The sequence below is a fragment of the Aeromicrobium panaciterrae genome (assembly GCF_039537165.1).
Classification (GTDB): domain Bacteria; phylum Actinomycetota; class Actinomycetes; order Propionibacteriales; family Nocardioidaceae; genus Aeromicrobium; species Aeromicrobium panaciterrae.
The window spans coordinates 1,152,709-1,175,463 of record NZ_BAAAZZ010000002.1 but is presented as its reverse complement, the minus strand read 5'-3'; the positions used below and the strand labels follow the sequence as shown (position 1 = coordinate 1,175,463).

21 protein-coding genes are annotated in these 22,755 nt (G+C 69.3%); 18 read left to right on the top strand and 3 right to left on the bottom strand.

What is annotated here, in order from left to right; all coding sequences use genetic code 11:
• The first annotated feature begins 83 nt into the window (after positions 1 to 83).
• On the top strand, positions 84 to 920 hold the full coding sequence (locus tag ABD683_RS06500; protein ID WP_344768362.1) for an SGNH/GDSL hydrolase family protein: 837 nt from the start codon (positions 84 to 86) through the stop codon (positions 918 to 920).
• A gap of 2 nt (positions 921 to 922) precedes the next feature.
• On the opposite strand, the gene ABD683_RS06495 is transcribed toward ABD683_RS06500, so the two are convergent.
• Positions 923 to 1,723: an HAD family hydrolase gene (locus tag ABD683_RS06495; RefSeq protein WP_344768360.1), complete on the bottom strand. Its 801-nt coding sequence runs from the start codon at positions 1,721 to 1,723 to the stop codon at positions 923 to 925.
• 104 nt (positions 1,724 to 1,827) lie between these two features.
• Here ABD683_RS06495 and ssd point away from each other — a divergent pair, with 104 nt between their 5' ends.
• The 8 genes from ssd to ABD683_RS06455 all read left to right on the top strand — a co-directional run bounded on the left by ssd (position 1,828) and on the right by ABD683_RS06455 (position 6,840).
• The gene (ssd, locus tag ABD683_RS06490; protein WP_344768358.1) at positions 1,828 to 2,862 is read left to right on the top strand and encodes a septum site-determining protein Ssd; all 1,035 of its coding nucleotides are present in this window, start codon (positions 1,828 to 1,830) and stop codon (positions 2,860 to 2,862) included.
• Positions 2,863 to 2,931: 69 nt separating this feature from the next.
• Entirely contained in the window at positions 2,932 to 4,074 is a 1,143-nt protein-coding gene (locus ABD683_RS06485) for a TadA family conjugal transfer-associated ATPase (protein ID WP_344768356.1), read from the top strand.
• Positions 4,071 to 4,868: a type II secretion system F family protein gene (locus ABD683_RS06480; RefSeq protein ID WP_344768355.1), complete on the top strand. Its 798-nt coding sequence runs from the start codon at positions 4,071 to 4,073 to the stop codon at positions 4,866 to 4,868. Before ABD683_RS06485 ends, ABD683_RS06480 begins: the two co-directional genes overlap by 4 nt.
• Positions 4,865 to 5,563 carry a type II secretion system F family protein gene (locus ABD683_RS06475; RefSeq protein ID WP_344768354.1) on the top strand — a complete coding sequence of 233 codons (699 nt, stop codon included), beginning with the start codon at positions 4,865 to 4,867 and terminating at the stop codon, positions 5,561 to 5,563. The genes ABD683_RS06480 and ABD683_RS06475 overlap by 4 nt, the downstream gene beginning before the upstream one ends.
• Positions 5,564 to 5,681: 118 nt before the next feature.
• Positions 5,682 to 5,873: a DUF4244 domain-containing protein gene (locus ABD683_RS06470; RefSeq protein WP_344768351.1), complete on the top strand. Its 192-nt coding sequence runs from the start codon at positions 5,682 to 5,684 to the stop codon at positions 5,871 to 5,873.
• 54 nt (positions 5,874 to 5,927) lie between these two features.
• Positions 5,928 to 6,134, top strand: coding sequence for a DUF4244 domain-containing protein (locus ABD683_RS06465; protein WP_344768349.1), 207 nt, complete (start codon positions 5,928 to 5,930; stop codon positions 6,132 to 6,134).
• A 2-nt stretch (positions 6,135 to 6,136) separates the two neighbouring features.
• Complete coding sequence (locus ABD683_RS06460) at positions 6,137 to 6,493, top strand: TadE family type IV pilus minor pilin (protein WP_344768347.1); 357 nt, start codon at positions 6,137 to 6,139, stop codon at positions 6,491 to 6,493.
• On the top strand, positions 6,490 to 6,840 hold the full coding sequence (locus tag ABD683_RS06455) for an Rv3654c family TadE-like protein (protein ID WP_344768345.1): 351 nt from the start codon (positions 6,490 to 6,492) through the stop codon (positions 6,838 to 6,840). The genes ABD683_RS06460 and ABD683_RS06455 overlap by 4 nt, the downstream gene beginning before the upstream one ends.
• Here the strand turns inward: ABD683_RS06455 and ABD683_RS06450 are convergent.
• Entirely contained in the window at positions 6,828 to 9,122 is a 2,295-nt protein-coding gene (locus tag ABD683_RS06450) for a DEAD/DEAH box helicase (protein ID WP_344768343.1), read from the bottom strand. The genes ABD683_RS06455 and ABD683_RS06450 overlap by 13 nt on opposite strands.
• Before the next feature lie 76 nt (positions 9,123 to 9,198).
• Between ABD683_RS06450 and ABD683_RS06445 the strand changes: the two genes are divergently transcribed.
• The 3 genes from ABD683_RS06445 (at position 9,199) to ABD683_RS06435 (ending at position 13,619) form a co-directional block, all read left to right on the top strand.
• A complete protein-coding gene (locus ABD683_RS06445; protein WP_344768342.1) occupies positions 9,199 to 9,552 on the top strand; it encodes an anti-sigma factor antagonist in 354 nt (117 codons plus the stop codon).
• 90 nt (positions 9,553 to 9,642) lie between these two features.
• Complete coding sequence (locus ABD683_RS06440) at positions 9,643 to 12,051, top strand: sodium-translocating pyrophosphatase (protein ID WP_344768341.1); 2,409 nt, start codon at positions 9,643 to 9,645, stop codon at positions 12,049 to 12,051.
• Between the two features lie 74 nt (positions 12,052 to 12,125).
• Positions 12,126 to 13,619 (top strand): DUF7059 domain-containing protein, encoded by a 1,494-nt coding sequence (locus ABD683_RS06435; protein WP_344768339.1) that lies wholly within the window; start codon positions 12,126 to 12,128, stop codon positions 13,617 to 13,619.
• On the opposite strand, the gene ABD683_RS06430 is transcribed toward ABD683_RS06435, so the two are convergent.
• Positions 13,616 to 14,824: an MFS transporter gene (locus tag ABD683_RS06430; protein WP_344768337.1), complete on the bottom strand. Its 1,209-nt coding sequence runs from the start codon at positions 14,822 to 14,824 to the stop codon at positions 13,616 to 13,618. The two genes, ABD683_RS06435 and ABD683_RS06430, sit on opposite strands and share 4 nt — an antisense overlap.
• A gap of 93 nt (positions 14,825 to 14,917) precedes the next feature.
• Between ABD683_RS06430 and topA the strand changes: the two genes are divergently transcribed.
• The 6 genes from topA to ABD683_RS06400 all read left to right on the top strand — a co-directional run bounded on the left by topA (position 14,918) and on the right by ABD683_RS06400 (position 22,754).
• Positions 14,918 to 17,575, top strand: coding sequence for a type I DNA topoisomerase (gene topA / locus ABD683_RS06425; RefSeq protein ID WP_344771571.1), 2,658 nt, complete (start codon positions 14,918 to 14,920; stop codon positions 17,573 to 17,575).
• Positions 17,576 to 17,661: 86 nt separating this feature from the next.
• Positions 17,662 to 18,816, top strand: coding sequence for a low temperature requirement protein A (locus ABD683_RS06420; protein ID WP_344768335.1), 1,155 nt, complete (start codon positions 17,662 to 17,664; stop codon positions 18,814 to 18,816).
• A gap of 9 nt (positions 18,817 to 18,825) precedes the next feature.
• Complete coding sequence (locus tag ABD683_RS06415) at positions 18,826 to 19,287, top strand: MmcQ/YjbR family DNA-binding protein (protein ID WP_344768333.1); 462 nt, start codon at positions 18,826 to 18,828, stop codon at positions 19,285 to 19,287.
• 154 nt (positions 19,288 to 19,441) lie between these two features.
• On the top strand, positions 19,442 to 20,083 hold the full coding sequence (tmk, locus tag ABD683_RS06410) for a dTMP kinase (RefSeq protein ID WP_344768331.1): 642 nt from the start codon (positions 19,442 to 19,444) through the stop codon (positions 20,081 to 20,083).
• Positions 20,080 to 21,225 carry a DNA polymerase III subunit delta' gene (locus ABD683_RS06405; protein ID WP_344768329.1) on the top strand — a complete coding sequence of 382 codons (1,146 nt, stop codon included), beginning with the start codon at positions 20,080 to 20,082 and terminating at the stop codon, positions 21,223 to 21,225. Before tmk ends, ABD683_RS06405 begins: the two co-directional genes overlap by 4 nt.
• Positions 21,222 to 22,754, top strand: a complete 1,533-nt coding sequence (locus ABD683_RS06400) for an alpha/beta hydrolase (protein WP_344768327.1) — start codon at positions 21,222 to 21,224, stop codon at positions 22,752 to 22,754. The genes ABD683_RS06405 and ABD683_RS06400 overlap by 4 nt, the downstream gene beginning before the upstream one ends.
• The last annotated feature ends 1 nt before the right edge of the window (position 22,755 follow it).

Genomic DNA, 22,755 nt, shown 5'->3' with positions numbered 1-22,755 from the left:
CGGTGGCCGCGCTGACAACAGTCTTACTCGTGCGTAACGTTGTGCGCTTTCGTTCACAAGGTGTGAGTGCCTAGATTGGTGTCGTGCGAGCTGTGGCGGTGATCGTCGGTGTGTTGGTCGCCGTTGCCGGCTGCTCGTCCGGCGGTGGCTCCGATGCTCCTGACGAGTCGGATGGGGCGCCGAAGATTTCCCGGTACGTCGCGCTGGGCGACTCGGCCGTCTCCGGGCCCGGGCTCGACCCGATGGACCGCAAGGCACCGGCCGAGTGCTTCCGCTCCTTGCGCAACTACCCGCACGTGGTGGCGAAGAAGCTGGGTGCGAAGGTCGATGACGTCAGCTGTGGCGGTGCGACGACCGACACGGTGCGCGATGCCGTCAAGAAGGGGCGGACACAGCTCGACGCACTCAAGCCCGACACCCAGCTCGTCACGGTGGGCATCGGCGCCAACGACGCGGGGATGGCGTCGGGCTGGTTCAAGGCGTGCTTCCTGCCCGGCCAGAACGACGCTGCGTGTGCGGGGTTCATGGCGGGTTTCGCGCCGGACCTCCTGTCGCAGACACGCACCCGGGTGACGGGCATCCTCGACGAGGTCAAGACCCGGTCGCCGGACGCGACGGTGCTCCTGGTCGGCTACATGCGGTTCGCGCCGAGCGAAGGAACGTGTGCCGTCCTGCCGATCTCGGAAGCCAATCGCGCCGCATCGGAGGCCTTCGAGCGCGACCTGGCCGCGATGCTGCGAGGTGCCGCCCAGGAGGCGTCGGTCGGGTTCGTAGACATGTGGAGCGCGGCGGAGGGCCACGACATCTGCGCCGTCGACCCGTGGGTCAATGGGGTCGGTTCCGGAGACGGTGACCTGCTCCACCCGACATCGGCGGGAATGAAGGCCGTCGCGTCGGAGATCGTACGGGCGGTCAGCTGAGGTCAGACCGCGACGCGGTGCTTGCGGCGGGTCACCAGCGCGACCGTGATCGCGCTGACCGCACCGGCCACGACAGCGACTGCCGCGGCCTTGCCGACCCGGGTGTCGAGGCCGAGGCGGCGACGCAGGGCGACGGGCCGGGCGAACGTCAGGATCGGCCACCCCTTGTCCTCGGCGATCCGGCGCAGCGCCTTGTCGGGGTTGACCGCGAAGGGATGACCGACGACCGCGAGCATCGGCGCATCGGTCTCGGAGTCGGAGTAGGCGAAGCTGGCCGAGAGGTCGTAGCCGCGCTCGGCGGCCAGCGCCTCCATCGCCTTGGCCTTGTTGGGGCCGTACGCGTAGAAGTCGACGTCACCGGTGTAGCGCCCGTCCTTGACCACCAGGGTCGTCGCGATGACATGGTCGACGCCGAGCATCTCGCCGATCGGCTCCACGACCTCCGAGCCTGACGCCGACACGATCACGACGTCGCGGCCCGCCGCCTTGTGGTCCTCGATGAGCTCGACCGCCTCGTCGAACACGATGGGGTCGATGATCGAGTGCAACGTCTCGCCGACGGACTGGCGTACGACGTCGACGTCCCAGCCCGCCACCATCTGGGTGAGGTAGGCCCGCATCTTCTCGAGCTGATCGTGGTCGGCGCCGCTCACCGAGAACATGAACTGCGCATAGGCGCTGCGGAGCACCGCACGTCGGCTGAGCAGGCCGCCCTCGAAGAACGGCTTGCTGAAGGCGAGCGTGCTCGACTTGGCGATGATCGTCTTGTCCAGGTCGAAGAACGCCGCAGATCGGGTGCTCACCACTTCAGGATAGGGGCGTCCACACCCCCGGCGTGCCAGGACCACCTTCCACAGCGTGATCGTTCACCGACCGTTCGGGCGGCGTTCGGCGTCACGGTGGGCGTATGTACGAACCCGAGCCGCCACTCATCGTCACGGCAGACGAGCACCTTCTCGACGACGCGCTCCGCTGGTGTGCCGCCGTCGGCGTCACTCCCGAGGTCGCCACGGACGTCACCGCGGCGCGCAGATCGTGGCGTCGCGCGCAGGCCGTGGTCGTCGGCGAGGACCTTGCACCGGCGCTCGCCCGGATCGAGCTGCCGCGTCGCGATCACGTGATGCTGGTGTCGGGCGATCCCGGCGACTGGTGGTCGACCGCCGTACGACTCGGAGCCGAGGACGTGTTCGACCCGGCCGACCAGGACCACATCCTGGAGGCGCTGGCATCCGCCCTCGACGGGCACGGCGAGGCATGTCTGATCAGCGTCGTCGGGGGATCAGGTGGAGTCGGCGCCTCGACGTTGGCGGCGGCCCTGGCGCTCGGCGCGGGCCGACGGGGCCTGCGGACCATGCTGGTCGACGTCGATCCACTGGGGGGCGGCCTCGATCTCGTCCTCGGCTCGGAGCACGTCGACGGTCTGCGGTGGCGCGATCTCGACGCGACCCGAGGCCGCCTGAGCGCAGGGTCGCTTGCCGACGTGCTTCCAGTGCACTCGGGCGTCGCCACCTTGTCGTGGGACCGGTCGCCCGGCGCGGCACTGCCAGAGTCCGTGCCGTCGGTCGTCACGGCGGCGGTGCGCGGGTTCGACGTCGTGGTCGCCGACGTGCCGCGTCACCTCGATGCCCACGGAATCGACGTGCTCGGCCGTTCCGTCCTCACGGTGCTGGTGGTTGCGGAGGAGATCTGCGCCGTCGGAGCGGCACGCCACGTGCTGTCGCGGATCGAGGCGTGCTCGTCGGCGATCGTGGTCGTCAGTGTCAGCCGTTCCGGTGGCATCGGTGCGGCGGCGGTGGGCGACGCGCTGGGTAGGCCGGTGCACACCCGGCACCGGTTCGACCGTCGCATCCGTACGGCCGTCGACCGCGGTCACGGTCCTGGCTCGTCACGATCTGCTCGCCGTACGGCATCGGCCCTGCTCGACACGCTGGGGCTCGCATGAGCGCGACATCATGACGGCGCCGACCGCACGTGAGATGCGCCGTGTCGTTGCTCGAGCGGCGGCGGCATCATGACCAATTCGGAGCTGGTGGAACGCATCCGGCAGCGGCTGGCGTCAGACCCGGCTGAGCCGACGGCGCACAGCGTCGCGGCGGCGCTGCGTGCCGAGCACCAGCTCGCGGGGAGTGCCACGGTGCTCGCCCTCGTCGACCAGCTGCGTCGTGAGACCCGCGGCGCCGGTCCGTTGGAGCCGCTCCTGGCCCTGACGGGTGTCACCGACGTGCTGGTCAACGGTCCCGATGAGGTCTACGTCGATCGCGGCCGTGGGCTGGAGAAGTCGTCGGTCGGGTTCGCCGACGAGGAGTCGGTGCGCCGTCTCGCCCAGCGCCTCGCCGGCCAGGCCGGTCGCCGGCTCGATGACGCCAGTCCGTGGGTCGATGCGCGACTCGGCGACGGCACGCGGCTGCACGCCGTGCTGGCTCCGCTCGCTCGTCCCGGCACGTTGATCTCGTTGCGGGTGCCGGCTCGCCGTACCTTCACGCTCGACGAGCTGGCCGCCGCAGGATCGCTCCACGCCGAGGCGGTCGAGACGATCCGCTCGATCATCTCGTCACGGGTTGCCTTCGTCATCAGCGGAGGCACGGGATCGGGCAAGACCACGCTGCTCGCGGCGTTGTTGGCACTCGTCGATCCGCACGAGCGCATCGTGATCGTCGAGGACGCCACCGAGCTGCGGCCCGACCACCCGCACGTCGTCGGCCTCGAGGCCCGCCCGGCCAACATCGAGGGCGCGGGGCTGGTCACCCTACGCGACCTCGTGCGTCAGGCGTTGAGGATGCGTCCCGACCGGCTCGTCGTCGGGGAGGTTCGCGGTGCCGAGGTGGTCGACCTGCTGGCAGCGCTCAACACGGGACACGAGGGCGGGTGCGGGACGATCCACGCCAACTCCGCGGCCGACGTACCGGCCCGGTTCGAGGCGCTGGGCGTCGCCGCCGGCATGCCGCGCGAGGCAGTCCACTCACAGCTGCGTGCAAGCGTCGACGTCGTCGTCCACCTGTCCCGCACCGCCGAGGGCGTGCGTCGCGTCGAGCAGGTCGCCGTGCTGGGCGAGGACCGTCGCGGCCTTGTCGGCTGCGAGCCGGCGCTCACGTTCGACGCCGACCGTGCGGCTCGCGGTCCGGGCCACGAGCGGCTCGTCGCCCTGCTCGCATGACGATCGCGGCGGCCCTCTTCACCGTGCTGGCGGCGCTCCTGGCGAGGCCTCACGGCGGCTGGCTCGTACGAGAGCGCTTCGACCTGCCGCGGCAGCGGAGCCTGCGGCCGCGTGCGCTCGTGATCCCGGGCGTGGGGGTGGCCGTGCTCGGCGTCGTCGTGGCCGGACTGCCACCCGCCCGGTTGATCGTCGTGCTCACCGTCGGGGCCGTCGGCCTGTTCGCCCTGCGTCAGGCACGGGCCGAGCACGTACGCCGCCACGCGCAGGCGCGGCGCACCGCGGTCGCCGAGGCCGTGGGTCTGATGGCGGCCGAGCTTCGCGCGGGAGTGCTCCCGCAACGGGCGCTGGCGGGTCTTGCGCCCGACTTCCCCTTTCTGGCGCCGGCGTCGCGGGCGGCCGGCCTGGGCGGTGACGTCCCAGCAGCCCTGCGCAGCGAGTCGGCGCTGTCCGGGGCCGAGCAGCTGGCCGACCTGGCGAGCGCGTGGTTCGTGGCCGAGCGATCCGGAGCACCACTCGTACGGGTCCTCGACCGGCTCGAGCTCGCCGCCCGCGACGACCGGGAGATCGAGCGGGAGGTGCAGGCGGGCGTTGCGCCGGCGCGGGCGACCGGACGGCTCATGGCGGTGCTTCCCCTGGTCGGTCTCCTGCTCGGCAGCGGCATGGGGGCGGATCCGGTCCACCTCCTCACCTCCACGGTGCCGGGCGCGCTCTGCCTCGCCGCCGGCTCGGCCTGCGCCTGCGCGGGCGTGGGCTGGGTCAATCGCATCGCGGCTGCCGGAGAACGGTCCACGTGACGGCGGCGCTGCTGGCCGCCCTGGCGGTGTGGTGCCAGATGCTGCCGCCCACGACGCGGCGGGTTCGCGCCCTCTACGTCGCAGCCCGAGACGCCCGGCGGCCGGCTCCGGCGACGTTGGCCGCTGTTGCGGTGCCGCTGGCCACGCTCGTCCTTCTCGGCTGGCCTGCTGGGCTCCTGGTCGGACTGGCTCTGGCGCCGGTCGCCCACGCAGCAGTCGCCCGGCTCGAGTCCGCAGCGGCACGTGAGCGCAGCGCGAAGATCTCGGCCCAGCTCCCGGTGGCGCTCGACCTCGCCGTCGCGACGCTCGAGGTCGGTCGCCCGCCCGCCGAGGCACTCGCGCTGGCTGCGCAGGCGACCCCTGATCCGCTGGGGTCGGAGCTCACGCAGCTGGCCAGCCGCTTGGCGATCGCGGGTGATCCGATCGCGGTGTGGACCGGGGTGCTCGACGACCCCGGGCTGGCGCCGGTCGCACGGGCGTTCCGTCGCGCCGAGACCTCGGGGATGCCGGTCGCGGAGATCATCGCCGGCGTCGCCGACGAGCTCCGACGTGAGCGTCGCGGACGCCGTCGAGATGACAGCCGCAAGGTTGCCGTACGCACGGCCGCTCCGCTGGGGGTGTGCTTCCTTCCCGCGTTCTTCCTGATCGGCATCGTGCCGACGATCCTGGGAGCCTTTCGCTCCCTGACGTTCTGACGATGTCCACACCAACCCGCCTCGGCACGGCTGTCCCCAGCGCCCCGACGACGAGCGCAGCCACGTCGGCGTCGACCACATATTCCCGGTGAGACAAACACCTAGCGAAGGGACACCCATGAAGACACTGCTTCTCAACCCGGTACTGCGACGCCGTGCCGAGCGCGGCATGACCACCGCCGAATACACGGTAGGCACACTCGGCGCCTGCACGATCGGCGGAGTGCTCGTCAAGATCGGCCAGTCCGAGTGGTTCGGCGACCTGGTCAAGGACCTCATCAACAAGATCCCCGACCTCCTGCCGTTCTGACCCTCGCCGGGGCGAGCCGATGCTCGCCCCGGCACCCTCGAAAGGAGCACCACCATGACCAGGGACGAGCGCGGCATGGCCACCGCCGAATACACCGTCGGCACCTTGGGTGCCGTCGGCATCGGTCTGATCCTCTACAAGCTCGGAGTCCTCGACCACGACAATCCGTGGTTCGACACGTTCCGCGACGTGCTGACCCGGGCGCTGTCGTGGCGCCACCTCTTCGGTATCGACCCCGGTCGCATTCCGAGGTTCTGGTGAGCGTGCGTCGCAGCGACGACTCGGGCATGGTCACGGCCGAGCTGGCGACGATCGCGCCCTTCGGTGTCGCGTTCGCGTTCCTGCTGTTGTGGATCGTGTCGCTCGGCCTGACCCAGGTCAGGCTGGCCGACGCGTCCCGCGAGGCGGCACGGTTGGTGGCGCGAGGAGAAGCGATCGATGTGGCGGAGCGAACCGCCCAGCGGCTCGCTCCCGAGGGAGCCACGGTGACGGTGTCGACCGACGACGGCTTGGTCACGGTCGCGGTTCGTGCGAAGTCGACCATGCCCATCCCGTTGTTCTCCGGGATCGGTGCCCGGGAGATGGAGTCGTCGTCGGTGGCGGCAGACGAGTCGCGATGACGCGGGAGCGAGGTGCTGTCACGGTCTACGCCGTGAGCGCCGCCGTGATGCTGACCCTGATGGCGCTGGTCATGACCCAGGTCGCGGGGCTCGTGCGGCTCAAGCACTCCGTCGCGTCGGCCGCCGACCTCGCGGCACTGGCCGCCAGTCGCGCGAGCGTCGCGGGCGACGACGGTTGCGACGCCGCGAAGGACCTCATGCGTCGCAATGGCGCGCGGCTGGTCTCCTGCCGGATGGACTATGACGTCGCGACCGTGGTCGCCGGCGGGGTCAGCACGCAGTGGTGGGGTCACACCTGGCGGGTCGAGCAGAAGGCCCGGGCCGCGCCCGACTTCTACCTCGACTGAGCCAGCAACGTGTCGAGCAGGACGACGGCGCCGAATTTGTCGAGAGGTTCGTTGCCGTTGCCGCACTTCGGCGAATACACGCACGACGGGCAGCCGCTACGACACTCGCAGGCGTTGATCGCATCGCGCGTGACCGTCAGCCATCGTTGGGCGAGCTCATATCCGCGCTCCGCAAAACCGGCACCACCCGGGTAGCCGTCATACACGAACACCGTCAGCGTGCCGGTGTCTGAGTGCAATGCCGTCGAGACGCCGCCGATGTCCCAGCGGTCGCAGGTCGCGAGCAGGGGGAGGAGCCCGATGGCCGCGTGCTCGGCGGCGTGCGCGGCACCGGGAATGTCCGCGGTCGAGAGCGCCTTCTTCACGGCGTCGTCGCTCAGGGTCCACCACACCGCCTTGGTCGGCAGCGTGCGCTGGGGCAGGTCGAGCAGCTCCTCGCCGAGCATCCCTGCGCCGGTCGTGCTGCGCTTCGTATAAGAGATGACCTGGGTGACGACGTCGACCGAACCGAACGACATCGCGGCATCGCCCCACTGCTTGTTCCGCTCGGTGTCGGTGATCGTCACCTCGGTGACCGAGCGGGCCATCGTCGAGTACTCCGGGTCCTCCCGGTGCACGATGGCGACGCCGTCGTCGACGTCGTACTCGTTGACGACGTGCACCTCGCCCTGGTGCACGTACACAGCGCCCTCATGGACCGCGGCGTCCGCCGAGCCGGCGTCGACCGTGCCGATCAGCCGACCCGTGCCGGCGTCGACGATCTGCACCGGCGAGCCGCCACTCGACCGGATGTCGGCCAGATCGGTTGCCCGTTCGCGCTTGGTCCAGAACCACCCGGCCGGCCGCTTGCGCAGCAGCTCGGCGTCCTCGAGCGCGCTGATGCCCTCGGCCGTACGCGGTCCGAACAGCTCGAAGTCCGCCTCCGTCAGCGGCAGCTCGTGGGCAGCGGCGGCGAGGTGAGGACCCAGCACATAAGGATTGTCGGGATCGAACACCGACGCCTCGACCTGGGCACCGAGCAGGGCCTCGGGGTGGTGCACGAGGTAGGTGTCGAGCGGCTCGTCGCGGGCGACCAGGATGCCCAAGGAGTCGCGGCCGGCTCGGCCGGCTCGGCCGAACTGCTGGCGCAGTGCCGCCCGTGTCCCGGGGAACCCCACGCTGATGATCGCGTCGAGCCCCGCGATGTCGATGCCGAGCTCGAGGGCGTTGGTGCTGGCGAGGCCCAGCAGGTCACCGTCACGGAGCCGGCGCTCCAGCTCGCGCCGCTCCTCGGGGAGGTAGCCGCCGCGATACGTCGCGACCCGAGCGGCCAGCTCCGGGTCCACCTCGGCGAGGCTTCGTTGCGCCGTTGCCGCCACCGTCTCGGCGCCACGACGCGACCGTACGAACGCCAGCGTGCGCACCCGGCCGAGCACCAGATCCGTGAGCAGCTCGCCGGCCTCGGTGTTCGCGGCCCGGCGCACCGGCGTCTGCGAGTCGGCGTCGAAGCCGGGAAGAAGAGGTGGCTCCCACAGGGCGATGGTCTGGGCGGCGTGCGGCGAAGCGTCATCCGTGACCGCGACGACGTCGAGGCCAGTGAGCCTCTGGGCGAAGACGTCGGGTTCGGCCACCGTGGCCGACGACAGGACGAACACCGGGTCGGCCCCGTAATGGGCACAGATGCGCCGCAGCCGACGCAGCACGTGCGCCACGTGTGCGCCGAAGACGCCGCGATAGTGGTGGCACTCATCGATCACGACATGGCTGACGCCGCCGAGCACCCGGCTCCAGCGTGCGTGCCCCGGAAGGATCGTGTGGTGCAGCGTGTCGGGGTTGGTGAGCAGGTAGTTGGCGTGGTCGCGCGCCCAGGCTCGCTCCTCGCGAGAGTTGTCGCCGTCGACCGTCGCGGGACGGGCGAAGTCGGTGGCGGTGCCGAGCCGGCGGAGCTGGTCAGCAGCGAGCGCCTTGGTGGGCGCGAGATAGAGGACGCTCGGCATCCGGTTGCCCTGCAACCCGCTGCCTGTACGGCCGGCCGCCAACGTCGTGAGCGCCGGCGCCTGGAACGCCAACGACTTGCCCGACGCCGTACCGGTGGAGACGACGGTGTGGCGGCCTTGGTGGATGTGGTGCAGCGCCTCAGCCTGGTGGCCCCAGAGCTCGGTGATGCCCTCGGCTTCGTACATCGCGCGTACGTCCGGGTCGACCCACTCGGGCCAGGGCTCCACGACGGCCTCGCGCGCCGGGACGTGCTCGACATGCGTGACCCGTTCGCTGTGGCGAAGGACGATGTCGGCGGGTTCCACGAGGGAAGTCTTCCAGACCATCCTGCGCCGATCCGGCGACCGGCGGGTGCACGGAGACCGTGATTAGATACGGACCATGGAGCTCGCACTCACCACCCGTTCGGTCGACGGCTTCGAGATCATCGAAGTCGGCGGTGAGGTCGACGTCTACACCGCGCCCAAGCTCCGCGAGGCGATCGTGACCGCCATCGAGGCCGGGCACACCCGGCTGATCATCGACGTCGAGAAGGTCGACTTCCTCGACTCGACGGGACTGGGAGTGCTGGTGGGGGCGCTCAAGCGCGTACGAGCCGACGGCGGATCGCTCGACATCGTGTGCACCCACGAGCGCATCCTCAAGATCTTCGGCATCACCGGACTCGACAAGGTCTTCGGCCTGCACGCCTCGATCGACGAGGCGCGCGGCGCGACACATGGTGAGACCCATTGATGTCTTGCGGCTAGCCGCAATGTAACCTCCGTCACGTCGGTCCGGACTCCTGGCCCGGCGGTTTCTTTTGCTTACTCATGGAGGATTTTCATGGCGAACGCGACTTTGGTTGCGGCAGTAGGCGGAGACCTCGACTTTTCCGACAAGAACTCGTACTACCTGTACGCGGTCGTCGCAGTCGGGGCCCTCGCACTAGTAATGGCCCTTGTGTTCCGCTCCCAGGTGCTCAAGGCATCTGAAGGCACCGAGAAGATGCAGGAGATCGGTCAGGCAGTCCAGGAAGGCGCGGCCGCCTACCTGAGCCGTCAGTTCCGGACCCTCGCCGTCTTCGCCGTCGTCGCGCTCCTGATGCTGGTCGCCCTCGATGCGGCCGTCCTCGGATGGGACAACGACTGGAAGATCAAGATCGGTCGCTATGTCGCCCTTCTGGCCGGCGCTGGGTTCTCGGCACTGATCGGCTACCTCGGTATGTGGCTTGCGACGCGCGCCAACATCCGCGTCGCCGCCGCCGCCCAGAATGAGGGCCGCGAGGTCGCGATGCGCATTGCGTTCCGCACCGGCGGCACCGTCGGCATGCTCACGGTGGGCCTCGGCCTGCTGGGCGCCGGCATCATCGTGCTGATCTTCACGGGCGACGCGCCTGTCGTGCTCGAGGGCTTCGGCTTCGGCGCGGCGCTGCTCGCCATGTTCATGCGAGTCGGCGGCGGCATCTTCACCAAGGCCGCCGACGTCGGAGCCGACCTCGTCGGCAAGGTCGAGCAGAACATCCCCGAGGACGATCCGCGCAACGCCGCGACGATCGCCGACAACGTCGGTGACAACGTCGGTGACTGCGCCGGTATGGCTGCCGACCTCTTCGAGTCGTACGCCGTCACCCTGGTCGCCGCGCTGATCCTCGGATCCGTCGCGTTCGGCGAGGTGGGCCTCGTGTTCCCGCTCGTGATCCCCGCGATCGGCGCACTGACCGCGATCCTCGGTGTCTTCATCACCAAGCCGCGCGCCGGCGAAGGTGGACTCACCACGATCAACCGCTCGTTCTACCTGTCGGCCCTGATCTCGGCCGCTGCCAGCACCGGCGCAGCATTCCTGCTGCTGCCGACGAAGTTCAGCGACGCCAAGCTGCCCGGTATCGACACCAGCACGCTCATCACCACCGTCGGACAGGCGCAGTTCGGTGAGGCTCCCGGCCTTGACAGCAATCCGCGCCTCATCGCGATCATCGCGGTGCTGATCGGTATCGTCCTCGCCGCCGTGATCCTCGCCCTCACGGGTTACTTCACCGGCACCGAGACCCGCCCGGTCAAGGACGTCGGCAAGACGTCGCTGACGGGCGCTGCAACCGTCATCCTGTCCGGTCTGTCGGTGGGCTTCGAGTCGGCGGTCTACACGGCCATCGTGATCGGAGCCGCCGTGTTCGGTGCGTTCCTGCTCGGCTCCGGTTCGCTGGTCGTCGCGCTGTTCGCGGTCGCTCTCGCGGGTTGTGGTCTCCTGACCACGGTCGGCGTCATCGTCGCGATGGACACGTTCGGTCCGGTCAGCGACAACGCCCAGGGCATCGCGGAGATGTCGGGCGACGTCGACGAAGAGGGAGCCAAGATCCTCACCGAGCTCGACGCAGTGGGCAACACGACCAAGGCCATCACCAAGGGCATCGCGATCGCCACGGCGGTCCTGGCCGCGACAGCGCTGTTCGGCTCGCTGAGCAGTTCGATCAAGGAAGCGATCTCAGCAGCGGGTCTCGACCAAGAGAACGCTGCCGGCCTCAAGGTAATCGAGACCTACGCGTTCGAGGGCGTGTTCAACGTCGCCGATCCGAGCAACCTGTTCGGCCTGATCCTCGGCGCATCCGTGGTGTTCCTCTTCTCCGGCCTGGCGATCAACGCCGTGGGACGCGCAGCTGGCGCTGTCGTCTACGAAGTGCGTCGCCAGTTCAAGGAGATCCCGGGAATCATGGAGGGCACCGGTCGTCCCGAGTACGGCAAGGTCGTCGACATCTGCACGCGTGACTCGCTTCGTGAGCTGGCCACGCCGGGCATCCTGGCGATCTTCGCCCCGATCGCGGTCGGCTTCGGTCTCGGCATCGGCCCGCTCGGCGCGTACCTCGCCGGCGCGATCGGTACCGGTGTCCTCATGGCCGTCTTCCTCGCCAACTCCGGTGGTGCGTGGGACAACGCCAAGAAGCTCGTCGAGGACGGCAACCACGGTGGCAAGGGATCGCCCGCCCACGAGGCGACGATCATCGGTGACACCGTCGGTGACCCGTTCAAGGACACTGCTGGTCCGGCGATCAACCCGCTGCTCAAGGTGATGAACCTCGTCGCCCTGCTCGCCACGCCGTTGATCATCAAGTACTCGTACGGCACCGACGCCAACGACACGGTTCGCTACGTGATCGCCGGTGTTGCCGTGCTGATCATCGTGGTCGCGGTCGGCATTGCCCGGTCCCGTCCGATTGCTCTCGAGACCGACCTGGTGGACTCGGTTCCCGCCAAGGCCTGATCACGACACCAGCCGAACGGCGCAGATCCCACGGGGTCTGCGCCGTTCGTCGTGTGTGGTGAGAAGGTGGGTCGGTGATCGACGAGTCGTACGTCCCGCAGCTGCGTGGGGCGCTGGCCCGCGCGGGCTTCACGGTCGACGCGGTGTTCGCGCTGATCGGCGAGGAGGCGCACCACGCGTTGTCCCGCAACCAGATCGTCCCGGCGCTGCGTGCCACCGCGGGCGCCGGCGACCTGGCGACGCTCGTACGGCTGTTCGCCCTCCAGGTGCCGGTCGACCGCCGACGGGCCGACGAGGCACTGCCCGGACTCGTCGAGCCGCTCGTCGCTGCCGACCTGCTCGAGCTCTCGGGCGACGAGGTGCGCGCTCTCGTCGACATCCGCCCGTACGGCGACGAGACCCACGACTGGTGGATCCTGTGCGATCCGACGCCGGGACTCACCGGGCCGGCTGCCGCGATGAACCCCGAGCACGTGCTCGGCATCAGCGAGGCTTCCTCGTCGCTGGCTCAGCTGACCGCGCGCCAGCCTGTCGGGCGCGCGCTCGACCTCGGCACGGGGTGCGGTGTGCAGGCGCTCCACCTCGCCCAGCACGCCGACACCGTCGTGGCCACCGACGTCAACCCGCGTGCCCTGGCGATGGCCCGGCTGACGGCATCGCTCAACCAGCTCGACATCGACGTACGCGACGGCAGCCTGTTCGACCCCGTGGCGGGTGAGACCTTCGACCTGATCGCCACCAACCCGCCATTCGTCATCTCGCCGCCGGGCGCCGACGTGCTCGTCTACCGCGACTCCGGCTTGCCCGGTGACAGCGTCGTACGCCATCTGGTCGAGAACGCCGCGACGCACCTCAACGTCGGCGGCTGGTGCCAGATCCTCGCCAACTGGGCGCACCACGACGGACGTGACTGGCAGGCCGACCTCACGGAGTGGTTTGCCGGCAGCCCGCTCGACGCGTGGGTGCTGCAGCGCGAGCTGATCGACCCGCCGTCGTACGTGGAGATGTGGCTCGCCGACGCCGGCCTGGCGGGTGCCCCCGACTACCTCCAACGCTACGACGCCTGGCTCGCCTGGTTCGCCGCCGAAAACATCGACGCCATCGGGTTCGGCTGGCTCAACATGCGCCGTACGGACGACTCCCCAGTCACCCGTTTCGAGGAGTGGGCCGGAGAGATCGCACCGCCGATCGGGCCCAGCGTGACGGCGTGGGGCCACCGGGTCGACGTGCTCCGCAACCTCGACGACGCATCCCTGCTCGATCGCACCTGGAAGCAGGCGCCGGACCTGGTCGAGGAGACCCGGGGCCCGGTCGGCGCCGAGCATCCCGAGTCGATCGTGCTGCGACTGCAGCAAGGAGTACGCCGTGCACGCCAGGTCGACACGATCGAGGCCGGCCTCGTCAGCGCCAGCGATGGTGACCTGACCGCGGGCCAGATCCTCGACGCGCTGGCCACGTTGCTCGACCGCGATGCGGGTGAGCTCCGCACGACGTACGCATCCTCCGTACGAGAGCTCGTCGACGACGGCTTCCTGCTGCCGCACCAGCCCGCCAAGATGCGCGCCTAGCCCGGCTTCAGGTCCTCGATGGCGTGGGAGTCGGGACGGAACGCCGGGATCAGCTGACCGCCCAGCGCCACGAGTGCGATGGCGGTGGCGATGAGACCGCCGGCCACGAATCCGCCCCAGGCGCCGACCTGGTCGATGGCCACGCCGATGGCCGGGGAGCTCGCGGCTCCGCCGATCATGAACGCCGTTCCTTGCCAGCCCATCGCCTCGCCGCGCCGCTCCTCCGACGTGAGCTTCGCGATCCACTCGGTGGCTGCCGTCATGGTCGGCGCGCACAGGAAGCCCGTCGGGATGACCCACAGCGACAGTGACCAGACCTCGGTCCCGAGGCCGACCGGGATGGTCGTCAGGCCCAGGGCCAGCAGCAGGTAGGTGGGGCGGATCGACGTGTTGAGCGCCCCATAGATCAAGCCGCCCACCAGCGACGACAGCCCCCACAGCCCGTATGTGAACCCGATCGAGCCGACGTGGTCGATCTCGCGCAGCTGCGCCACGATGCCCAGGTCGGCGCCGATCAGCGCGGCCAGGGTGCCGCCGGAGATGAGGAAGAGGAATGCCAGCGGCACCGACATCCACGGACCCTTGGCAGGTTTGTCGACGACCGGCTCGTCGGGGTCGACCGCAGAGCGTGTCGGCGGGTTGAGTCGCAGGAACATCAGGCCGGCGACGACCTCGGTCATGCCGATGACGAACAACGCCCATGAGGCGCTGGCCTGGGTGACGAGAACGACCGCGAGGGCGGGACCGATGATGAAGCTGGCTTCGGCGATGACGCTGTCAGCCGAGAATGCCGTACGTCGCAGACGCTCCTCGACCATCACGCTCAGGGACAGTCGCACGATCGAGAAGATCGGGATCAGGAAGAGCCCCATGAGGAACGCCAGCGGGACCAGGTGCGCATAGGAAGAGGAGAGCGCCGCAATCGGATAGAGCACCGCGACCGCGACGATCGACGGGATGATGGCGCGACGCATGCCCAGCTTGTCGATCAGCCGTCCGCGCCACGGCGAACCGACGCCGGCACCGATCGTCGACGCGGCCGCCACGACACCGGCCTGCGCGTACGTTCCGTCGAGCGGCCCGACGACGAAAAGCGTGAACACGAGGGGTGCCGCCATGGCCGGGATGCGCGCGAAGAACGCGGCGACGAAGAGGGTGCGAACCCTCTTGTCAGCCCACAGCTCGGCGTACCCGGAGAATCCCACCGACCCATCCTGCACCACGCCCCGGACAGGACCGTCGCACAGATCGTTGACGGCACGCGCTACGGTGTGCCTCGTCTGATCTAGCAGGAGAGAATCTTGACCACCCTCGTCATCGTCGAGTCACCCAACAAGGTCGCCAGCATCGCTGGCTACCTCGGCGACGGCTATGTCGTTGACTCCTCGGTCGGACACATCCGCGATCTTCCCAAGGGCGCCGACCAGGTGCCGGCGAAGTACAAGGGCGAGCCCTGGGCGCGTCTAGGTGTCGATGTCGACCACGACTTCGAGCCGATCTACGTCGTCTCGCCCGAGAAGAAGCAGCAGATGACCAAGCTCAAGAGCCTCCTCAAGGATGCCGACGAGCTCGTGCTCGCGACGGATGAGGACCGCGAGGGCGAGGCCATCGCGTGGCACCTGCTCGACGAGCTCAAGCCCAAGGTGCCGGTCAAGCGCATCGTCTTCAACGAGATCACCCGCGATGCGATCCAGTACGCCATCGAGCACCCCCGCGACGTCGACATGGACCTCGTCGACGCGCAGGAGACGCGCCGCATCCTCGACCGCCTCTACGGCTACGAGGTCAGCCCCGTGCTGTGGAAGAAGGTCATGAGCGGCTTGTCCGCCGGCCGCGTGCAGTCGGTGGCGACCCGTCTGGTCGTCGAGCGTGAGCGCGAGCGCATGGCGTTCAAGGTCGCGTCCTACTGGGACCTCGAGGCGACGTTCGACGCCGGCGAGGGCTTCGATCCGCGCCAGTTCCCGGCCAAGCTCAGCAGCGTCAATGGTCTCCGCGTCGCGTCCGGCACGCACTTTGACAACACCGGCGCGCTGACGTCCGACAAGGTCGTCCATCTCGACGAGGCTGGCGCCGGTGCGCTCGCCGAAGGTCTGCGTGACCAGCCGTTCACGATCCGCTCGGTCGAGTCCAAGCCCTACACGCGCAAGCCCTACGCACCGTTCCGCACCACGACGATGCAGCAGGAGGCGTCCCGCAAGTTCGGCTTCGGCGCCGCTCGTACGATGCAGGTCGCCCAGCGCCTGTACGAGGGCGGACACATCACCTATATGCGTACCGACTCGACGACGCTGTCGCAGACCGCACTCACCGCGGCTCGCGCCCAGGTCACCGAGCTCTACGGCGGCGACTACCTCCCGGCCGAGCCGCGCGTCTACGCCAGCAAGGTCAAGAACGCCCAGGAGGCGCACGAGGCGATCCGTCCCGCCGGCGAACGCTTCAAGACCCCCGACCAGACCGGGCTCCGTGGCGACGAGCTGCGCCTCTACGAGCTCATCTGGAAGCGCACGATCGCCTCGCAGATGATGGACGCCAAGGGCAACTCGGTGTCGATCCGCATCGGCGCCACCGCGACGACCGGCGAGGACGCCGTCTTCTCCGCATCCGGCCGGACGATCACGTTCTACGGCTTCCTCAAGGCGTACGTCGAGTCCAGCGACGACACCGAGGCGGAGGGCGACGACCAGCAGACCAAGCTGCCCAACGTCACCGAGGGCCAGACCGTCACCGCCGCCGAGCTCGGCAAGGCCGGCCACGAGACCAAGCCGCCGGCCAGATTCACCGAGGCGAGCCTGATCAGTGAGCTCGAGACCCGCGAGATCGGCCGCCCGTCGACCTACGCGTCGATCGTCGGCACGATCCAGAACCGTGGCTACGTCTACAAGAAGGGCACGGCGCTGGTGCCCGCGTGGATCGCGTTCTCGGTGATCCGGCTGATGGAGCAGCACTTCGGCCGGCTCATCCAGTACGACTTCACCGCTGAGCTCGAAAGCGTCCTCGACGAGGTCGCCGGTGGACGCGAGGACCGCGTCGCCGTGCTCACCGGGTTCTGGGTCGGCGAGGGCGAGGGCAACACCGGCCTCAAGCGCCTGGTCGAGAACCTCCCCGACATCGACGCCCGCGGTCTTGCGACGTTCCCGCTCGGCGACGAGATCGACCTGCGCGTCGGCCGCTACGGTCCGTACGTCGAGGGCCCGCCGTTCACCGAGGACGACGAGGGCAAGCGGGTCCCGACCCGTGCCAACGTGCCCGAGGACCTGCCGCCCGACGAGCTGACGCTCGACAAGGCCAAGGAGCTTCTCGCGACCCCGGCCGGCCTGGAGAAGGAGCTCGGCGTCCACCCTGACACCGGGCTCATGATCACCGCCAAGAACGGCAGATTCGGACCGTACGTCACCGAGGCGCTGCCCGAGGACGCCAAGAAGGCCGACAAGCCGCGCACAGCGAGCCTGTTCGCCTCGATGACCCTCGACACGATCACCCTCGACGAGGCCGTGCAGCTGCTCCGGCTCCCGCGCGTCGTCTATGTCGAAGAAGACGGCACCGAGGTCACGGCGCAGAACGGCCGCTACGGGCCCTACCTCAAGAAGGGCACCGACTCGCGGTCACTGGAGCGCGAGGACCAGCTCCTCACGATCACCGAGGACGAGGTGCGGGCGATCTACGCGCAGCCCAAGACGTACGGGCGTCGCGCGGCCGCCGCTCCGCTCAAGGAGCTCGGCACCGACCCGGTCAGTGAGCGGCCCGTCGTGGCCAAGGACGGCCGCTTCGGCATGTACGTCACCGACGGCGAATACAACGCGACGTTGCGCAAGGACGACTCGCTCGAGGACCTGACGCCCGAGCGCGCATACGAGCTGCTCGCCGAGCGCCGTGCCAAGGGCCCGGCCAAGAAGGCGGCCAAGCGTCCCGCCAAGAAGACGGCCAAGAAGACCGCCAAGAAGTCCCCCACGCCCTGAGTCGAGTCGGGAGCTGACGTGTCGGAAACTTTGTTGCGCGCCTCGTGCGTGGGTGGTGCCCCCCGTGCGGCCGAGAAGGCCTGACGATGACCAGCCGCCTCGTCAGCCCGTTGCGTCCTCGCGATCCGCACGAGGAGCACCGCACCGCCTCACCGCTCGAGCTGTTCACGGACCTCTGCTACGTCGTGGCGATCGCGCAGGCGGCGCTGACGCTCGAGCACGAGATCGCCGCGGGCCATCCGGGTCACGGGCTGGTGTGGTTCGCAGTGTCGTTCTTCGCGATCTTCTGGGCATGGCTCAACTTCGTGTGGTTCAACTCCGCCTATGACGCCGACGACACGCTCAACCGGCTGCTGACCCTGCTGCAGATCTTCGGCTCGCTGGTGCTGGCCGCCGGGGTGCCCGACATCTTCAAGGAGGACTTCACTCTCGGCATCGTCGGCTACGTCATCATGCGGGTCGGGCTGGTGCTGATGTGGCTGCGCGTCGCGGCAGGTCATCCCGAGCGGCGCCAGACGGCGCTGCGGTACGCGTACGGGCTCATCGGGGTGCAGACCGGCTGGGTCGTCGCGCTGCTGGCCACCGGCGGGCACTTGCCGCTGTGGCTGTTCATCGTCGGCATCGCCCTCGACTTCGCTGTGCCGTTCGTCGCCGAGCTCGCGGGCACGACGCCGTGGCACCCGCACCACATCGCAGAGCGCTACGGCCTGTTCTTCATCATCGTGCTGGGCGAGACGATCCTGTCGGTCACGCTGGCGCTGCGGGTCGCCTTCGACGAGGAGCATCCGCCGGGCGAGCTGTGGTGCGTCGTTGCTGGAGGCGTCCTGGTGACGTTCTGCGCCTGGTGGCTCTACTTCTCCCGCGACAACGCCAACATCCTCACGGGCAACGACATCGGCTACCGGTGGGGCTTCGGCCACTACTTCATCTTCGCGTCGGCGGCTGCGATCGGTGCGGGTCTCGCGGCGCGCATCGCCTACTACGGTCACCACGCCGAGGTCAGCGACGACGTCAGCAGCGCGTTCGTCACGGGTCCGGTCGCGGTGTTCCTCGCGGTGCTGTGGCTCGTCTGCCTGCGGCTGCACGACTCGTCGGTGCGTACGGCCGCCGTCTTCGCATCGGCCATCGTGGCGCTGGTCGCGGTCACGTTCGTGCCCTACTCCGAGCTGTGGGCCGGCATCATCATGGTCCTGCTGCTGGTCGCCGAGCTGCGCCTCGCAGCTGTCGGTGCCGACTCGTAGGTTGGCGGCATGGCTGATGTCGTGCCCGAGCTCATCGATCGCGTGCAGGCGATCTGCATGGCGCTGCCCGACGCATACGAGGAGCCGGCCTGGATCGGAGTGCGCTGGCGAGTCCGCAAGCGGACCTTCGCGCACGTCGTGACGATCGAGGAGGGCAGCCCGGCGTCGTTTCGCCAGGCGTTCGACGTCGACGGCGAGGCCACGGTCGTGACCTTCCGCGCACCGCACGAGGAGCGTGAGGCGCTGACCAGCCAGGGCAAGCCGTTCTACTACGCCGGCTGGGGCCGTGACGCGATGGGCATGCTGCTCGATGACGACACCGACTGGGACGAGGTCGCCGAGCTGCTCACCGACAGCTTCTGCATGATGGCTCCGCGCAAGCTGGCGGTCCTCGTCCGCGACGTGGGCCCCGCCGACCTTGCCGGACCAACCCCACCGGACGCGGCTCGCGAAGCCCCGCATCCCGAATGACGGCGTTCTCGTCGCTCGCAGCACAACACCGGTGCGCCTCGCTCCGCCCCCTACTCGCTGCGCTCGTGGGGGGACCCCCAGGCCTTGTCATTCGGGCGCGAGACTCCGCTCCCTGTTCGCGTCCGACGGGGTTGGTCCGACTAGGCTCCACTCCATGGATCCGCTCTACACCGAAACCGGGGTGTTCGTCGCCCTCGAAGGTGGCGAGGGGTCCGGCAAGTCCACCCAGGCGCCGCTGCTGGTCGAGTGGCTCGAGTCGCTGGGGCACCGGGTGCTGCTGACTCGCGAGCCGGGCGGCACCGAGGTCGGCAAGATCCTGCGCCACATCGTGCTCGACAACGGCACGGGTGAGCTGTCACCGCGCACCGAGGCGCTCGTCTACGCCGCCGACAAGGCCGAGCACGTCGACAAGGTCGTGCTGCCGGCGCTCGCCGAAGGCGCGATCGTGATCACCGATCGCTACGTCGACTCGGCGCTGGCCTACCAGGGCGCCGGCCGCAGCCTCGACATGGCCGAACTCGAGCACGTGGCCCGCTGGGCCACGTCGTCGCTGCGCCCCAACCTGACGATCGTCCTCGACATCGATCCGGCGATCGGCCACGTACGGTTCGAGGGTGCCGATCGGATCGAGTCGGAGCCCCTGGAGTTCCACGAGCGCGTACGCGAGCACTTCCTCGAGCTCGCCGCCGCCGATCCCGGCCACTACGTCGTCATCGCAGGCGACGGCACGCCCGAGGAGATCCACGCCGAGATCCGTACGGCCGTCGAGCCGTGGCTGGGCCAGGCCCACCCATGACGGTGTGGGCTGACCTGGTCGGTCAGGAACCGGTGGTCGCGACGCTGCAGGCTGCCGTCGCGTCGGCCGACGGCGTCGGCCGCTCGATGACCCACGCCTGGCTGTTCACCGGCCCTCCCGGGTCCGGCCGCTCCAACGCCGCGAGCGCATTCGCCGCCGCGCTGCAGTGCGAGCAGGGCGGTTGCGGTGAGTGTCACTCCTGCACCACCGCCAAGGCGGGCAGCCACCCCGACATCACGATCATCCGTACCGACGGGCTCTCGATCGGTACCGACGTGGCGCGCGAATACGTACGCAAGTCCGCCCTGCGTCCGGCCCTCGGCCGGTGGCAGGTGCTGATCGTCGAGGACGCCGACCGGCTCACCGACCAGGCAGCCAATGCGCTGCTCAAGGCGATCGAGGAGCCGTCGCCCCACACGATCTGGATGCTGTGCGCCCCGGCGGTCGAGGACGTCATCATCACGATCCGCTCACGCTGCCGCCCGGTGCTGCTGCGTACGCCGTCCGCGACCGCGATCGCCGGGCTCCTCGTCGACCGTGACGGCATCGAGCCCGAGCTGGCATCGGCAGCTGCGGCCGCCTCGCAGGGTCACATCGGCCGTGCCCGTGGCCTCGCCCGCGACCCTGCTGCCCGCGAACGCCGGCGTGCCATCTTGTCGCTGCCGGTGTCGCTGCGTGATCTGGGCGACTGCCTCGCCGCCGCCCAGACGATCAACGACGCCGCAGCCGCCCGGGCCGCCGAGGTGGGCGATGCGGCCGACGAGCGCGAGCTGGCCGACCTGCGCCAGGGTTGGGGTGTCGAGGAGCGCGGGCGCCGGCCGGCGGGCTACTCCGGAGCGCTGTCGACGCTCGAGAAGGACCAGAAGCGCCGACGTACGCGCCTCGCCCGCGACTCGATCGACGGCGTGCTCCTCGACCTGCTGTCGTTCTGCCGCGACGTCCTCGCGGTGCAGTGTGCGACCGGCACCGCGCTGATCAACGCCGACGTCGCCGACGACATCCACGCGACGGCGAGTGTGTGGACGCCCGAGTCGACCATCGGCATGATCGATGCCATCGTCGAGTGTCGCGAGTCGCTGACCGCGAATGCCGCCCCGCTCCTGGCCCTCGAACGAATGATGATGGGACTCCGCCACTCATGAACACACGCGCCTGGGCTCTCGGGCTCGCACTGGTCCTCATCATCTCGGCCATCGGTGCGGGCGCGGCCTACGTCGTCACCAGTCGGGACGGCTGGTCCAAGCCCGACCCGGTGGCGTCAGGTGCTCCGTCCGCCCTCTCGACGTTCTACACGCAGGACGTCTCGTGGAATGCGTGCGGCGAGGGCAAGTGCGCCACCGTCAAGGTCCCGATCGACTACGCCGACCCGGCCGGGGAGACGACCGAGCTCGCGGTCAAGGTCATCCCGGCCGAGGGTGGCAAGGCCAAGCGCAGCATCTTCGTCAACCCGGGTGGCCCAGGAGGCGACGCGACCGACTTCGCCGACACCATGGCGGGTGAGTTCGGCTCCGGCGTGCTCAAGACCTACGACATCGTCGGCGTCGACCCGCGTGGCGTCGGCGACAGCACGCCGCTGCAGTGCCTGTCCGACGACGACTTCTCCGCCTTCACCAACGTCGATCCCGACCCCGACGACCCGGCCGAGATCGACGCCCTCCGCAAGAGCGTCACCGACCTCGGCGAGGCCTGCGAGAAGCGAGGCGGCAAGCTCGCCGCCCACGTCTCGACCGAGGAGGCCGCCCGTGACATGGACATCGTCCGGGGTCTGCTCGGCCGCACCAAGATGGACTGGTTCGGCGCGTCATACGGCACCCAGCTCGGCGCGACCTACGCAACGTTGTTCCCCAAGACGGTCGGCCGCATGGTGCTCGACGGCGCCGTCGATCCTGCCCTCAGCGTGATCGAGTCGGCCATCGGCCAGACGACCGGGTTCCAGCGCGCACTCGAGGCCTTCGCCAAGGACTGCGTCACCAAGGCCGGCTGTCCCCTCGGCGATGACGTCGACACCGGCCTGGCCAAGATCTCCGACCTGATGGACCAGCTCGACCAGACGCCGATGGAGACCGACGACCGCACGCGCGAGCTGACCGAGGCCCTGGCGTTCTACGGCATCGCGGTCACGCTCTACGACAAGGAGACGTGGGACTACCTCCGCAAGGGCCTCACCGACGCGTTCAAGGGCGACGGCACACTCCTGCTGCTGCTGTCCGACGCCTACTTCACGCGCGACCAGAACGGCAAGTACGCCGACAACATCGGCGAGGTCATCTACGCCGTCAACAGTCTTGACGTCGCCGACCCGCCGACGCTGGAAGAGGTGGAGGCGGCGCTGCCCCGCTTCGAGAAGATCTCGCCCGTGTTCGGTCGTTCCCTGGGCTGGGGTGCCCTGGCACCCGGCGACTGGCCGATCAAGGCGACGCACCCGCAGGTCAAGATCTCGGGCGAGGGTGCTCCGCCGATCGTCGTCGTCGGCACGACTCGTGACCCGGCGACGCCCTACGAAGGTGCGCAGTCACTGGCCAAGCAGCTCGCCTCGGGCGTGCTGATCTCCCGCGATGGCGACGGCCACACGGCCTACTCGTCGGGCAACCAGTGCATCAAGAAGGCGGTCGACGCCTATCTCGTGTCGGGCACCGTCCCCAAGGACGGTCTGATGTGCAAGGCCGAGTAGG